Annotated in this window: 13 protein-coding genes and 1 pseudogene; 12 read left to right on the top strand and 2 right to left on the bottom strand. The window is 70.2% G+C overall.

The window, feature by feature from the left end:
* Nucleotides 1-236: 236 nt before the first annotated feature.
* The 7 genes from VGK78_RS04215 (at nt 237) to VGK78_RS04185 (ending at nt 7,035) form a co-directional block, all read left to right on the top strand.
* Complete coding sequence (locus tag VGK78_RS04215; RefSeq protein WP_331526135.1) at nt 237-1,265, top strand: ABC transporter permease; 1,029 nt, start codon at nt 237-239, stop codon at nt 1,263-1,265.
* Complete coding sequence (locus tag VGK78_RS04210) at nt 1,265-2,218, top strand: ABC transporter permease (RefSeq protein WP_331526134.1); 954 nt, start codon at nt 1,265-1,267, stop codon at nt 2,216-2,218. The genes VGK78_RS04215 and VGK78_RS04210 overlap by 1 nt, the downstream gene beginning before the upstream one ends.
* Before the next feature lies 1 nt (nt 2,219).
* Nucleotides 2,220-3,284 (top strand): ABC transporter ATP-binding protein, encoded by a 1,065-nt coding sequence (locus tag VGK78_RS04205; RefSeq protein WP_331526133.1) that lies wholly within the window; start codon nt 2,220-2,222, stop codon nt 3,282-3,284.
* Nucleotides 3,268-4,560, top strand: coding sequence for an ABC transporter ATP-binding protein (locus tag VGK78_RS04200; protein WP_331526132.1), 1,293 nt, complete (start codon nt 3,268-3,270; stop codon nt 4,558-4,560). The genes VGK78_RS04205 and VGK78_RS04200 overlap by 17 nt, the downstream gene beginning before the upstream one ends.
* A 112-nt stretch (nt 4,561-4,672) precedes the next feature.
* The gene (locus tag VGK78_RS04195; RefSeq protein ID WP_331526131.1) at nt 4,673-5,074 is read left to right on the top strand and encodes a hypothetical protein; all 402 of its coding nucleotides are present in this window, start codon (nt 4,673-4,675) and stop codon (nt 5,072-5,074) included.
* 42 nt (nt 5,075-5,116) lie between these two features.
* Nucleotides 5,117-6,406, top strand: coding sequence for a sensor histidine kinase (locus VGK78_RS04190; RefSeq protein ID WP_331526130.1), 1,290 nt, complete (start codon nt 5,117-5,119; stop codon nt 6,404-6,406).
* On the top strand, nt 6,403-7,035 hold the full coding sequence (locus VGK78_RS04185) for a response regulator transcription factor (protein WP_331526129.1): 633 nt from the start codon (nt 6,403-6,405) through the stop codon (nt 7,033-7,035). The genes VGK78_RS04190 and VGK78_RS04185 overlap by 4 nt, the downstream gene beginning before the upstream one ends.
* A 158-nt stretch (nt 7,036-7,193) precedes the next feature.
* Here VGK78_RS04185 and VGK78_RS04180 read toward each other — a convergent pair whose 3' ends face one another.
* On the bottom strand, nt 7,194-8,120 hold the full coding sequence (locus VGK78_RS04180; protein WP_331526128.1) for a PD-(D/E)XK nuclease family protein: 927 nt from the start codon (nt 8,118-8,120) through the stop codon (nt 7,194-7,196).
* 113 nt (nt 8,121-8,233) lie between these two features.
* Between VGK78_RS04180 and VGK78_RS04175 the strand changes: the two genes are divergently transcribed.
* The 5 genes from VGK78_RS04175 (at nt 8,234) to dop (ending at nt 14,134) form a co-directional block, all read left to right on the top strand.
* The gene (locus VGK78_RS04175) at nt 8,234-9,379 is read left to right on the top strand and encodes a site-2 protease family protein (protein ID WP_331526126.1); all 1,146 of its coding nucleotides are present in this window, start codon (nt 8,234-8,236) and stop codon (nt 9,377-9,379) included.
* A 16-nt stretch (nt 9,380-9,395) separates the two neighbouring features.
* The gene (locus VGK78_RS04170) at nt 9,396-10,355 is read left to right on the top strand and encodes a tRNA (adenine-N1)-methyltransferase (protein ID WP_331526124.1); all 960 of its coding nucleotides are present in this window, start codon (nt 9,396-9,398) and stop codon (nt 10,353-10,355) included.
* Nucleotides 10,356-10,465: 110 nt separating this feature from the next.
* On the top strand, nt 10,466-12,232 hold the full coding sequence (gene arc / locus VGK78_RS04165) for a proteasome ATPase (RefSeq protein ID WP_331526123.1): 1,767 nt from the start codon (nt 10,466-10,468) through the stop codon (nt 12,230-12,232).
* Nucleotides 12,233-12,355: 123 nt separating this feature from the next.
* A complete protein-coding gene (locus VGK78_RS04160) occupies nt 12,356-12,556 on the top strand; it encodes a hypothetical protein (protein ID WP_331526122.1) in 201 nt (66 codons plus the stop codon).
* Between the two features lie 69 nt (nt 12,557-12,625).
* Nucleotides 12,626-14,134, top strand: a complete 1,509-nt coding sequence (dop, locus tag VGK78_RS04155) for a depupylase/deamidase Dop (protein WP_349257116.1) — start codon at nt 12,626-12,628, stop codon at nt 14,132-14,134.
* A gap of 21 nt (nt 14,135-14,155) precedes the next feature.
* Here the strand turns inward: dop and VGK78_RS04150 are convergent.
* A pseudogene (locus tag VGK78_RS04150) lies at nt 14,156-14,431 on the bottom strand (ABC transporter substrate-binding protein); the annotation flags it as partial.

Here is a 14,431-nt window from a genome sequence, read left to right as displayed (position 1 = left end):
ATCTTCGGTCAGCTGCAGGACATCGCCGCCAGGGACGTCCCGTTCATCCCGTCGTGGGTGGGGCAGAACACCGCCGTCTACGGGAAGGGCATGTCCGGCGTCGAGAGCACGCTCGACCCGTCGTTCATCTTCCGGTTCTGGCTGGTCACCAAGAACGCCTGATCAACCACAGCACACGGACGTGGGGGGAGGCCCGAGCGGTCTCTCCCCACGACCCGTGCCAGGAGGCACTAGTCATGGCCCGTGCTGGATCAGGATCGCTCCCGCGCTACATCCTGCAGCGCATCCTGCTGGTGATCCCGATGATCTGGGTGATCCTCACTGTCGTCTTCGTCGTGCTGCGGGTGGCGCCCGGCGACCCCGTCTCGGCGGCCCTCGGCGGCAAGCTCAACGCCCAGGCGCTCGAACAACGACGTGAGGCACTCGGGTTCAACCGGCCCCTGATCGCCCAGTACTGGGACTACGTGTCCTCGGTGATGCATCTCGACTTCGGAACCACGTTCAGTGACAACCAGCCCGTCCTGCGCGTGATCCGCGACAACGGGGGCGCGACCCTGAGCCTGACAGTCGCGGCGTTCGTGATCGCTCTGGTCGTGGGCATCCCGCTGGGCCTGCTGGCGGGTCGCTTCCGTGACTCGGTCCCCGACGTCGTCATCCGGCTGTTCGGCATCCTGAGCTACGCGGCACCCGTGTTCTTCGTCGGCTTCCTGCTCCAGCTCTACGTGGCCGGACCGCTCGGGCTGCCGACCTCGGGCGACGCCAGCCCCATCACCGTCTTCCAGGTCCAGCCGAAGACCCACATCCTGCTGCTCGACGCGCTGCTCAGCGGGAACGGCGCCGCGATCCAGGACGTCCTCAAGCACCTCGTGCTGCCGGCCACCACCTTGGGTCTTCTGATCTGCGGGATCTTCATCCGGCTGGTGCGGGTCAACATGCTGCAGACGATGCAGGCCGACTACGTCGAGGCCGCGGAGGCGCGGGGCATCTCCAGCGGCAAAGTCACCTGGCGGCACGGCTTCCGCAACGCTCTGGTCCCGGTGATCACCGTGGTCGGGCTGCAGTTCGCACTCCTGCTCGGAGGCGCCGTGCTGACCGAGCCGACGTTCAACTGGCCGGGCATCGGCTCGAAGCTGGTCTTCTACATCAACAACCGCGACTACGGCGCGGTGCAGGGCATCATCACGATCTTCGCGCTCGCCGTGGTGCTGATCAGCGTGATCATCGACATCGTGAACGCGCTCATCGACCCGCGAGTGAGGTTCTGATGCGCCGGGTCGCCGCCGGGCTCCTGAAGCCCTTCACCGAGACGGCCGGCCTGGCCCGCTGGATGCTGGTCGCCGGGGTGCTCCTCACCGCGGTCTTCGTCGTCTTCGCGCTCTTCGCCCCCTGGGTCGCCCCCTACGGCTTCGCGCAGACCTCCGCTCACGGCGTCGCCTTCCCCAAGCTGGGGCACCCGGACTCCCAGCACTGGTTCGGCACCGACAGGCTGTTCTTCGACGTGTTCTCCCGGGTGATCTGGGGGGCCCGCACCGCCCTCGAGGTCGTGGTCCTCTCCATCTTCTTCTGCGTGGTGATCGGCGTGCCGCTCGGTCTCGCGTCCGGCTACTACGGCGGATGGTTCGACCGGATCGTCGTGCTGGTCATGGACGCGATGTACGCCTTCCCCTCCTTCCTGCTGGCGATCGTGTTCTCGTTCCTGCTCACCAACGTCTACGGCGGCAGCGTGGTGGCGGTGTCCCTGTCCCTGACCGCCGTCTACATCCCGCAGTACTTCCGGGTCGTCCGGAACACGACGCTCAGCGCCAAGGAGGCGACGTACGTCGAGGCCGCCCGCGCCATCGGGGCGACCGACGGCCGGATCATGCGGCGCTACCTGTTCGGCAACGTGATCCAGAGCGTCCCGGTGCTCGGCACCCTGAACGCCGCAGACGCCATCCTCACGCTGGCCGGGCTGGGGTTCCTCGGGCTCGGCATCCAGTCGACCGACGCCGCCGAGTGGGGCCACGACCTCAACCGGGCGCTCGCGGATGCCGGCGGCGGGGTCTGGTGGACGGGGCTGTACCCCGGCCTGGCGATCGTGCTCCTGGTGACCGGCCTGACACTGGTCGGCGAGGGCCTGAACGAGACGCTGAACCCCACGCTCCGGCGGCGTCGCCTCCTACCGGTCGTCATGCCGGGGCGCGCGGCACCCAACCTGGTCGAGGAGGAGCGGAGCTGACATGGCCATCGACGTGAGCGACCGGACCGTCGCGATCTCCCCGGGGGAGCCGGTGATCTCGGCGCGCGACGTGCGGGTCTGGTACGGCACGACCCGTGGTGCGATCCGGGCCGTCGACGGCGTCAGCTTCGACCTCGCGCCGGGTGAGACGCTCGGCCTGGTCGGCGAATCGGGCTGCGGGAAGTCGACCCTCGGCCGGGGCCTGATGGGGCTGCTGCCCGAAGGTGCCAAGCGCGACGGCCAGGTGCTGTTCCGGGGCCAGGACATCTTCTCGCTCAGCGCGAAGGAGTCCTACCAGCTGCGCGGTCGCGAGCTCGGGATGATCTTCCAGGAGCCGTTGACCCGCCTGAACCCCCTGATGCGGATATCCCAGCATTTCGAGGAGACCATCAAGCAGCACGAGCCAGGCCTGTCCAAGGACGAGATCCGCGAGCGCGCCCTCGAGGCGCTCCGCCTGATGGGTATACCGCCGACCCGCTACCGGTCCTACCCCCACGAGTTCTCAGGCGGCATGCGGCAGCGGCTGATGATCGCGCTGGCCCTCGTCCTGCGGCCGGCCTTCGTCGTCGCCGACGAGCCGACCACCGCACTCGACGTGCTCGTCGAGGCGCAGATCGTCCAGATCCTCAACGACCTGCGCCGCAACTTCCAGACGTCCCTGCTGTTGATCACCCACAACGTCGGCATCGTCGCCGAGGCCTGCGACCGGGTGGCGGTGATGTACGCCGGCCGGATCGTGGAGCAGGGGACGGTGGCCGAGGTGTTCAAGAATCCCCAGCACCCGTACACGCGGGAGCTGCTGCGGTCGACGATCTCGCTCAGCACCACCGGGCTCAACTACATCCCCGGTGCCCCGCCGGACCTGGTCGACCCACCCGACGGCTGCCGGTTCCACCCGCGCTGCCCTCAGGCCATGAACGTGTGCGCGACCCAGAACCCGGTCAACATGGAGCGACCCGGCGGCGGTCGCGTCGAGTGCTGGCTGCTCGGGCCCGACGAGCAGGTCCCGCCCGGGGGGAAGCAGCCGCTGAAGCAGGAGGAGCTGACCGTTGCCGACGAAGCCTGAGACCCGGGCGGACGCCCCCGCGCTGGTCGACGTGCGCGATCTGTCGGTGCACTTCGAGCTCCGTGGCGGGACACTGGCCCGGCTGTTCGGCCGCGACACCGGCACGATCAAGGCCGTCGACGGGGTCGACCTCCGGCTGCGGCCCGGCGAGGTCGTGGGCCTGGTCGGTGAGAGCGGCAGCGGGAAGTCCACCCTGGGACGAGCGCTCCTGGGGCTGGTCCCCGCGACGTCCGGCTCGATCCATCTCCGCGACCAGAACCTCGCAGAGATGAGCCGCCGGCAGCTGCGCGCCATCCGGCGGGTGGTGCAGATGGTCTTCCAGGACCCGAACGCCGCCTTGAACCCGTCGATGACCATCGAGGAGGCCGTCGGCGACGCCCTCCGGGTCCACGGCATGAAGTCCGCGACCGAGCGTCGGGCCGGCGTCGTGCAGGCTCTCGAGAGGGTCGGTCTCTCGCCGGTGGAGCTGTTCTTGAACAAGTACCCGCGCGACCTGTCCGGCGGTCAGAAGCAGCGCGTGGTGCTGGCCCGGGCGATCGTGCTCAACCCCACCCTGCTGGTCGCCGACGAGCCGGTGTCGATGCTCGACATGAGCGTGCGGGCCAAGATCCTGCAGCTGATGCTGGACCTCAAGCACGACCTCGAGCTCACCTACGTCTACATCACCCACGACCTGGCGACCGCCAAGTACTTCTGCGACCGGGTCGCGATCATGTACCTCGGCCGGATCGTGGAGATCGGGCCCACCGAGGAGATCTTCGCCCAGCCGCGGCACCCGTACACCAAGGCGCTGCTGGCCGCGATCCCGGAGCCGGACCCCGACAAGATGGTGCCGCGGGACCTGCCCCGGGGGGAGATCCCGGACGCCGCCCAACCGCCGCTCGGCTGTGCCTTCCACCCGCGCTGCCCCGAAGCCGTCTCCGGCTGCGGCTGGGAGTCGCGGGACCTCCGCACGCTCGTCGAGGAGCACTGGCTGCGCGCGGACGCGGCGTACGACGAGGAGAGGAGGGTGATCGGCGACCTCGACCACCTCGACACCCCGTCGACCACCGCGACCCTTGGCGTGGGCGGCAGCGCGCAGGTGCGCGCGATCCTCGACCGGATGAGGACCGAGGACGTCGACGAGCCGCTGTGGTCGGGGGTCACCGCGGTCGAGGACTCCGGATCCGGGGTCACGGTGCACTTCGAGCCCGCCCCCCCGCCTCCGCTGCGCAGGGCCGGCGGGGTCGAGGTGGCGTGTGTGCTCTACCCGGACGAGGGCCGGCCGGACGCCTGAGTCGTCGCTGAACCGGAGTCGGAGAGAGGTCGTAGTACCAGCGTCCGATAGCAACTCCTACCCGCCGCAGCCGAGCCTGGTGTCTCGTTCCCGACGACACGAGGAGTCCGAGATGCCCATCCGACCGACCCGCACCGCCCTGGCCGCCCTGACCGTCGCCGCGCTCACCGTTCCGGTGGGCCTGGTCTCCCCGGCCGCCGCCTCCGACGGCGGCGGCAGCGACGTCCGCACGAGCGGTCGCTGCTCGGGCACCGCCCACTGGAAGCTGAAGGCCAAGGCGGACGACGGCCGGATCGAGGTCGAGGGCGAGATCGACAGCAACCGGGCCGGACAGGTCTGGCGCTGGACCCTCAAGCACAACGGGAGCCTCTCCGCGAGCGGGACCAAGAAGACGTCCGGCCTCAGCGGCTCGTTCCAGGTCGAGCGTCGGATGGCCAACCTGGCGGGCACAGACCATTTCATCTTCCGGGCCACGCATCGCCACCAGGTGTGCCGTGGCACCATCTCGTTCTGATCCGCACCGATCCATACGTCCGACAACGCCGAGGAGCGCCGAGTGAAGGGTCTGCGGCGACCGTGGGCCAGTCCGTTGGTGCAGTTCGTCGTGGCCAGCCTGCTGCTCTTCGCGGTCGCCTGGTGGGCGACCGGGATCTTCTCGCAGCGTGCGGCGCGGTCCGAGGCCCTCGCCGACGCCCGGGTGACCACCGAGCTCCTCGCGCACTCGGTGGCCGAGCCGGCGATGCCGAAAGGGCTGGTGGACGGGGATCCCGGGGCGATCGACCGCTTCGACCGGGCCGTGCTCGCCCGGCTGCTGGTCGGAGACGTACGCCGGATCAAGATCTGGCGAGGCGACGGGACCGTCGTCTACAGCGACGAGACCCAGCTCATCGGGAAACGCTTCGCGCTGGACGGCGAACAGCTGAGCGTGCTCCACAGCGGTGACACCGAGGGCGGGATCTCCGACCTGCGCCGACGGGAGAACCGCTTCGAGACCGATGAGGACGGGCTGCTGGAGGTCTACACCCGGATCGAGTCGCCCGAGGGTCAGCCCCTGCTGTTCGAGGCGTACTACTCCGTCGAGACCGTGCACAAGCGCGCGGCCGAGGTGCTGACGCCGTTCCGAAGGATCACGGTCGGGGCGCTGCTGGCGCTGCTGCTGCTCGGCGTCCCGCTGCTCGGCGTCCTCACCCTGCGGCTGACCCGCGCCTCGCGGGCTCGTGAACGCCTGATGCGCCGGGCGATCGAGTCCTCGGAGGCCGAGCGGCGCAGGATCGCCCGCGACCTGCACGACGGAGTGGTGCAGGAGCTCGCAGGCACGGCCTTCGCGCTGTCGGGCACGGCCCGCGAGCCGTCCCTGCCACCCGGTCTCCGCGACAGCCTGACGGAGTCCAGCCGGTCCCTGCGCCGGTCCCTGCGCCAGCTCCGCTCGTTGCTGGTAGAGATCCATCCGCCCGGACTCGACGCCGCCGGACTGGGCGCGGCCCTGGAGGACCTGACCGCGCTGGCCGGCTCGGCCGGAGTCGAGACCACGGTGTCGGTGAGCGATGTCGAGGGAGCGCCGGACCACGTGGTCACCCTGGTCTGGCGGGTGGCGCAGGAGGCGATCCGGAACGCGGTCCGCCACGCCGACGCCGCGCGACTGGCCGTGGAGGTGCGCGGCGACGAGCGACAGGTGCGGCTGACCGTGCGCGACGACGGCATCGGGTTCGACCCCGCCGCACCCGCCCGGAACGGCTCCTACGGGCTGCGCGGCCTGCAGAGCCTCGTCGAGGACGGCGGCGGACGCGTACGGGTGGACTCCGCGCCCGGCGCCGGCACGACGGTACGGATGGTGGTGGAGCGGTGAGAACGTCGGGGACGATCCGGGTCGTGGTCGTGGACGACCACGCGATGCTCCGGGCCGGGCTCGAGCAGCTGCTCGCCGGCGAGGCGGACCTCGAGGTGGTGGGCAGCGCGTCCGACGGGGCGGAGGCGGTCACGCTGGTGCGCGAGGCGCGGCCGGACGTGGTCCTGATGGACCTGCAGATGCCCGGGGTCGACGGGGTGGCCGCGACGCGACAGATCGTCGGCGAGGAGCTGGCCGACGTGCTGGTGCTGACGTCGTACTCCGACGCCGAGCGGATCGTCGGAGCCCTGGATGCCGGTGCCCTGGGCTACCTGCTGAAGGACGCCGAGCCCGACGAGGTGCTGCGCGGCATCCGTGCGGTCGCCCGGGGTGAGTCGCCGATCAACCCGCGGGCCGCCCGCGAGCTCCTCGGGGCCCGGCGCACGACGTCCACCGCCGCCGCGGACCTGACGCCTCGCGAGAGCGAGGTGCTGGCGCTGGTGCGGCAGGGGCTCGCGAACAAGCAGATCGCCCGGCGGCTGGGGATCTCCGAGCGCACGGTGAAGGCCCATCTGACCTCGACGTTCCAGCGGATCGGGGTCGTCGACCGCACCCAGGCAGCGTTGTGGGCGGAACGGAACGGTGTCTGATCGTGGGCACAGTGACCGGATTTCGACTCGCCCGTCACGGCTTCGCAGGCTCAGCCGTGGGTCTCGCAGTTCCTGAGGAGCCGAGGGACGAGGCGTCTCGAAGGGCAATCTGAGCGAGCCCACGCCGAGTCCTCCTCCGGCGGACTCGGCTGCTCGATTCAGTCCACGTCCTCCTCGGTGAGCTCGCCGGAGTCACCGGTGCGGTCGGGAAGTGGCGGCGGCGTGCCACCGAACTCGGGGCAGAGCGCCTGGAACGAGCACCAGTCGCACAGCCTGGACCGGTTGGGCCGCCAGTCGCCGGTCTCCTGGGCCCGGACGATCGCCCGCCAGATCGCCTCGACCTTGCGCTCGGTGGCGAGCAGGTCGGCCTCGTCGGGGGCGTAGCGGAGCATCTCTCCGTTGCCGAGGTAGACCAGCTGGAGCATCGCCGGCACCACGCCCTGCGTGCGCCAGATGACGAGGGCGTAGAACTTCATCTGGAAGAGGGCCTTGGCCTCGAACATCACCGGAGCTGATCGTCCCGTTTTGTAGTCGACCACTCGGATGGCGCCGTCGGGCGCGATGTCGAGGCGATCGATGAAGCCACGCAGGAGCAGCTTGGAGTCGAGGAGAGCCTCGACGTACAGCTCGCGCTCCGCCGGCTCGAGCCGGCGCGGGTCCTCGAGCGTGAAGTAGCGGTCGAGCACCGTGCGGCACGAGGCGAGCCACTCGGCGACGTCGGGTCCCTCGTCGGTGAACAGCTCCGCGAGAGCCGGCTCGGCCTCGAGCAGCGCATCCCAGGTCGGCACCAGCAGGTCACGCGCGCACTCGGGGGTGCGGGTGGCGGACGGGAGGTCGAAGAGGTCCTCGAGCACCTTGTGGACCAGGGTGCCGCGCAGGGCGTCCGCCGACGGCTCCTCGGGGAGTCGGTCGATCGTGCGGTAGCGGTAGAGCAGCGGACAGGACATGAAGTCGGACGCCCGGCTCGGGGACAAGGCACCGAGCACGTCGACCCCGTCTACCGGCGTGGAACGGCGCTCCGCCGGCGACCCATCGCCGGACGGTGCAGCGACGGCCGGAGCCGGAGCGCTGTGGGTCGTGCTCATGCGGAGAAATCTAGGAGAGGCCACCGACAACCGACCGTACGCCGCGCCATACGGTGCCGTGTCCCCGCTCCGTTCCCGCCGGTTCGAACCACCTGGTCGGATAGCCTCGAGACATGAGCAACGACCGCGCGACGCGCGGCTCCACCCCCCGTCCCCCTGGGACGTTCAAGGTGGGGTCGATCGCCGGCAGCGACGTGCTCGTGAGCAGCTCGTGGTTCCTGATCGCGGGCCTGATCGCGGTGATCACGGCCCCGGCCGTGGAGAAGGTGGAGCCCGGGCTCGGCGGGCTCAAGTACGTCGGCGGGCTCGCCCTCGCCGTGCTGCTGTACCTGTCGGTGCTGGTCCACGAGGCGTCCCACGCCTACATGGCGCGCCGGTACGGCCTCCCGGTCAGCCACATCACGCTGCAGTTCTTCGGCGGGATGACCTCGATCGACGGGGAGCCGGACACCCCGAAGCAGGAGTTCTGGGTCTCCGTCGTCGGGCCGCTCTCGTCCCTGGCGGTGGCACTCGTCGCGTTCCTGGCCTACCTGGTGGCCCCGGGGGGCCTGATCGGCCTCGCGCTGTCGGGACTGGCCTGGACCAATCTCTTCGTCGGCATCGTCAACCTGGTCCCCGGGCTCCCGCTCGACGGCGGCCGGATGCTGAAGGCGCTGGTCTGGGGCGCCAGCGGCGACACCCACCGCGGCACGATCGTCGCCGCGTGGGGCGGGCGCCTGGTCGCCCTCCTCGCCATCGGCTGGCCGCTGCTGACCTCGAAGGTCCTGGGCGGCCGGCCGACCATCATCGACTTCGTCTTCGCCGGCGTCATCTCGATGTTCCTCTGGAGCGGTGCGACCGCGGCCCTCGAGTCGGCCCGGGTGCGCTCGCGCCTTCCGCACCTGGTCGCGCGCGACCTGGCACGCCGTACCCTCACCGTCCCCGGCGACCTGCCTCTGGCCGAGGCGGTACGCCGTGCGCAGGAGGCCGAGGCGGGCAGCATCGTGACCGTCACGGCCGGTGGTGTTCCGGTCGGCGTGGTGAACGAGGCCGCCCTGCAGTCGGTGCCGGCGGACCGGCGTGCCTGGGTGCCGACCTCGTCGGTCGCCCGGACGCTCGAGGACGGCCTGCGGCTGCCCGTCGGCATCGGTGGCGAGGACCTGATCCGGGCGATCAGTGCCCGCCCGGCGGGGGAGTACCTGCTGCTCGACGCCGACGGGAGCATCTTCGGGGTCCTGTCCACCGCGGACGTCGACCGCGCCTTCCGCGCCAGCGCCTGACCGTTAACCTCGCCGCATGGCCGAGGACCGCACCCACCCCGACGTCCCGTCCGAGGCGTGGGCCGGGGTGCACCGCGGGCCGCTACGGGCCGGCGAGTGGGTGCGGCTCACCGACCGGAAGGGCCGTCGGCACAACTTCGAGCTGGTGCCCGGCAAGCGGTTCTTCTCCAACAAGGGACACCTCGACCACGACGACCTGATCGGGCGCGAGGAGGGCTTCACCGTCACCTCGTCGGCCGGCGGTGAGTACCTCGTCTTCCGCCCCCTGCTCAGCGAGTTCGTCGTCTCGATGCCGCGCGGCGCGGCCGTGGTCTACCCGAAGGACGCCGCGCAGATCGTCGCGATGGCCGACATCTTCCCGGGCGCCGACGTGGTCGAGGCCGGGGTCGGGTCCGGAGCGCTGACCTGCTCGCTGCTGCGCGCGGTCGGGCCGCACGGCACCGTGTCGTCCTACGAGCGGCGCGAGGAGTTCGCGGAGGTGGCGCGCCGCAACGTCACCCAGTTCTTCGGTGGCGCGGAGGGTCGGAGCCATCCCGCCTGGCGGCTCATCCTCGGCGACCTGGCCGACGAGCTGCCGGCGTCCGGCGAGCGCGCCGACCGGGTGATCCTCGACATGCTGGCCCCGTGGGACTGCCTGGACGCCGCCGCCGGAGCGCTCCGCCCGGGCGGGATCCTGTGCGCGTACGTCGCCACCACGACCCAGCTGTCGCGCTTCGTCGAGGGGGTGCGGGTGCACGGTGGCTTCACCGAGCCCCAGGCCTGGGAGTCGCTGGTACGCGACTGGCACGTCGAGGGGCTCGCGGTCCGCCCGGGCCACTCGATGATCGGGCATACCGCCTTCCTGGTGACCGCCCGCGCGATGGCACCGGGGGAGCGGCCACCGGTGAAGAAACGACGGCCGGCCCCGGGTGCCTACGGTCCCGACTACGTGGGGCCGCGGCCACCCGGCGTACCGGAGGATCCGGAGCACGAATGACGCCGCAGGGTACTGGGTTCGGGACGAGATCAAATCGTGAGAAACGCGGCTCGATTCTCGCGTGCGGGAGGGGTACGGACGAGTAGGGTCGAAAGAAGGAGGTGGGACTCATGAGCAGTGGTCAGGACGCTTCTAACTCCGCGTCGAGTGGTGGAGGACGGAGCGCCCGCGAGCTGGCCGAGCAGGTCCGCTACCTCGAGACCGAGGTGACCGACCTGCGGCGCCGCTTGTCCGACTCACCGGGCCACAGCCGGAGCCTGGAGCTCCGGCTCGCCGACACGCAGCGCTCGCTGTCCGCCGTCACGTCGCAGAACGAGCGGCTCTCGCAGACCCTGCGCGAGGCGCGTGACCAGATCATGAAGCTGAAGGAGGAGGTCGACCGGCTCGCGCAGCCGCCGGCCGGGTTCGGCACCTTCCTGCAGCGCAACGAGGACGACTCCGTCGACGTCTTCACCGGCGGCCGCAAGCTGCGCGTCAACGTCAGCCCGGCGGTCGAGCTGGACTCCCTGGTCAAGGGCCAGGAGGTGATGCTGAACGAGGCGCTGAACGTCGTTGCCGCGCTCGACTTCGAGCAGGTCGGCGAGGTCGTGATGTTCAAGGAGCTCCTCGCCGACGGCGCACGCGCCCTCGTCATCGCCAACGCCGACGAGGAGCGCGTCGTACGCCTGGCTGACCCGCTCAAGGCCGACACGCTCCGCGCCGGAGACTCGCTGCTGCTCGACGGCCGCGCGGGTTACGCCTACGAGCGCGTGCCGAAGTCGGAGGTCGAGGAGCTGATCCTCGAAGAGGTCCCCGACATCGAGTACGAGTCGATCGGTGGCCTGATCACCCAGATCGACGCGATCCGCGACGCGGTCGAGCTGCCCTACCTCCATCCCGAGCTGTTCCGCGACCACCAGCTGAAGCCGCCCAAGGGCGTGCTGCTCTACGGGCCTCCCGGCTGTGGCAAGACCCTGATCGCCAAGGCCGTCGCCAACTCCCTCGCCAAGAAGGTCGCGGCGAGGACCGGCCAGGAGGGGAAGTCCTACTTCCTCAACATCAAGGGCCCCGAGCTGTTGAACAAGTACGTCGGCGAGACCGAGCGCCACATCCGGCTGGTCTTCCAGCGGGCGCGTGAGAAGGCGAGCCACGGCACGCCCGTGATCGTGTTCTTCGACGAGATGGACTCACTGTTCCGCACCCGCGGGTCGGGCGTCTCCTCCGACGTGGAGAACACGATCGTGCCGCAGCTGCTCAGCGAGATCGACGGTGTCGAGGCGCTGGAGAACGTGCTGGTGATCGGTGCCTCCAACCGCGAGGACATGATCGACCCGGCGATCCTGCGGCCTGGCCGTCTCGACGTGAAGATCAAGATCGAGCGCCCGGACGCCGAGTCGGCGCGCGACATCTTCAGCAAGTACCTCGTCCCCGCGCTGCCTCTGCACGCCGACGACCTCGGCGAGTTCGGTGGCAACCGCGAGGCGTGCGTCGAGGGGATGATCCGGGCGACCGTCGAGCGGATGTACACCGAGACCGAGGAGAACCGCTTCCTCGAGGTCACCTACGCCAACGGCGACAAGGAGGTCCTGTACTTCAAGGACTTCAACTCCGGCGCAATGATCCAGAACATCGTCGACCGCGCGAAGAAGATGGCCATCAAGGACTTCCTCGAGCACGACCAGCACGGCCTGCGGGTGCAGCACATGCTCCAGGCGTGCGTCGACGAGTTCAAGGAGAACGAGGACCTGCCCAACACCACCAACCCCGACGACTGGGCGCGGATCTCCGGCAAGAAGGGCGAGCGGATCGTGTTCATCCGCACCCTGATCACCGGCAAGCAGGGCACCGAGCCCGGCCGCTCGATCGACACCGTGCCAAACACCGGTCAGTACCTGTAGGTCCCTGCCCGGACCCCGGTCCGCGGATGGTCCTGCGGAGCCATCGACGTAGTTGGCCGATGTCATGCGGAGCGACCTGGCGAGCCGTCACACTCGGACCGTTCACTCCGGGGGGAGTTTGCAATGGTCGAGCCTGTCCACGTCTTCTGGGGCCTCGTCGCGATCCTGGCGATGGCGGCCGCCTGCAACCACGGCTGGCACCACACCCGGCAGAACCATCTGGCATCCCGCCTGGCGCGCGCGTCGTACGCTCACGCCGTACAGCCACTCGTCGTGTCCGAACGGCCCGCCACGATCGAGGTCGAGAGCTCGCCGGGCGCCTGAGACCATCGCCACCCGAGCCACGCTGATCCGGGCTGACTCGTCGTCACGCCTGGCGCGTAGGCTCGCTCCGTGACCGTTCGTCGGGTGATGGGCACCGAGGTGGAGTACGGCATCGCGGTGCAGGGGCAGCCCCATGCCAACCCGATGGTCGCCTGCTCCCAGGTGGTCAACGCCTACGCCAGCGCCACGATCAAGGCGCGTCGGGCGCGGTGGGACTTCGAGGAGGAGTCACCGCTCCGCGACGCCCGCGGGTTCGACCTGAGCCGCCAGCTCGCCGACCCGAGCCAGCTCACCGACGAGGACCTCGGCCTGGCCAACGTGATCCTCACCAACGGCGCACGGTTGTACGTCGACCACGCGCACCCGGAGTACTCGACGCCGGAGGTCACCACACCCCTCGACGTCGTGCTGTGGGACAAGGCGGGGGAGCAGGTGATGCTCGACGCCGCGCGGATGGCCGCCCAGACGCCGGGCGCGAGCCCGATCAACCTGTACAAGAACAACACCGACAACAAGGGCGCGTCGTACGGCGCCCACGAGAACTACCTGATGAGCCGGGCGACGCCGTTCAGCGACATCGTCCGGCACCTGACGCCGTTCTTCGTCAGCCGCCAGGTGGTGTGCGGCTCGGGACGTGTCGGGATCGGGCAGGACGGCCGTGAGCACGGCTTCCAGATCAGCCAACGGGCCGACTACTTCGAGGTCGAGGTGGGCCTCGAGACGACCTTGAAGCGGCCGATCATCAACACCCGCGACGAGCCCCATGCCGACCCGGAGAAGTACCGGCGGCTCCACGTCATCATCGGCGACGCCAACCTCGCCGAGGTCTCGACGTACCTCAAGCTCGGCACGACCGCGCTGGTCCTGGCGATGATCGAGGACCGGTTCATCACCACCGACCTGACCGTGGACGGCCCCGTGGCCGCGTTGCGCGCCGTCTCGCACGACCCGACCCTGCGGGAGCAGGTGACGATGCACGACGGGCGCCGGCTGACGGCATTACAGCTCCAGGGGGAGTACCTCGAGCTGGCCCGGAAGTACGTCGACGACCGGCTCGGCTCCGACGCGGACCCGCAGACCGTCGACGTCCTCGACCGCTGGGAGTCGGTGCTGACCCGCCTCGCGCAGGACCCGATGCTGTGCGCGCGGGAGCTGGACTGGGTCGCCAAGCTGAAGCTGCTGAACTCCTACCGGGAGCGCGACGGCATCGACTGGGACAACGCCAAGCTGCAGCTGATCGACTACCAGTACAGCGACGTGCGGCCCGACAAGGGGCTCTACCAGCGGCTGGTCCAGCTCGGCCGGATCGAGCGGCTGCTCGACGACGACGCGGTGGAGCGCGCCATGCACCACCCGCCCGACGACACCCGGGCGTACTTCCGTGGTCGCTGCCTGGAGAAGTACGCCGACTCCGTCGCCGCCGCCTCGTGGGACTCGGTGATCTTCGACCTCCCTGGTCGCGAGTCGCTCCAGCGCGTCCCGACGATCGACCCCCTCCGCGGCTCGAAGGCCCACGTCGCGGCCCTGATCGACCGGTGCGACACCGCCGAGGAGCTGTTCCGGGCGCTCACCCACTGATCCCGCGGCCGACCGGGTGCCTCACACCAGGTCCGTGTGCCCGGCCCGGGTGAGGGCGGCGGCGACGAACCCGTTCGCGGTCAGCTCGTCGACCGTCGTCCGCAGGAAGTCGATGCTGGCGGCGTGGCGGCCGCGGCTGGTGGCCACCGCCTGGCGGATCTGCATGAACGCCGGCTCGAGGACGCGCTCGCCCGGACGGTCCGCCGCCCAGGACGCCGTCGGCTGGCGGATCCCAGCACCGACCTCGAGCCCCTGCTCGACGTACACCGCCACCCCCTCGTCGCCGCGCACGACCTC

It is taken from the genome of Nocardioides sp. (assembly GCF_036503465.1).
Taxonomy (GTDB): domain Bacteria; phylum Actinomycetota; class Actinomycetes; order Propionibacteriales; family Nocardioidaceae; genus Nocardioides.
The sequence above is the reverse complement of the archived record's forward strand: the minus strand, read 5'-3'. Positions and strand labels throughout refer to the sequence as shown.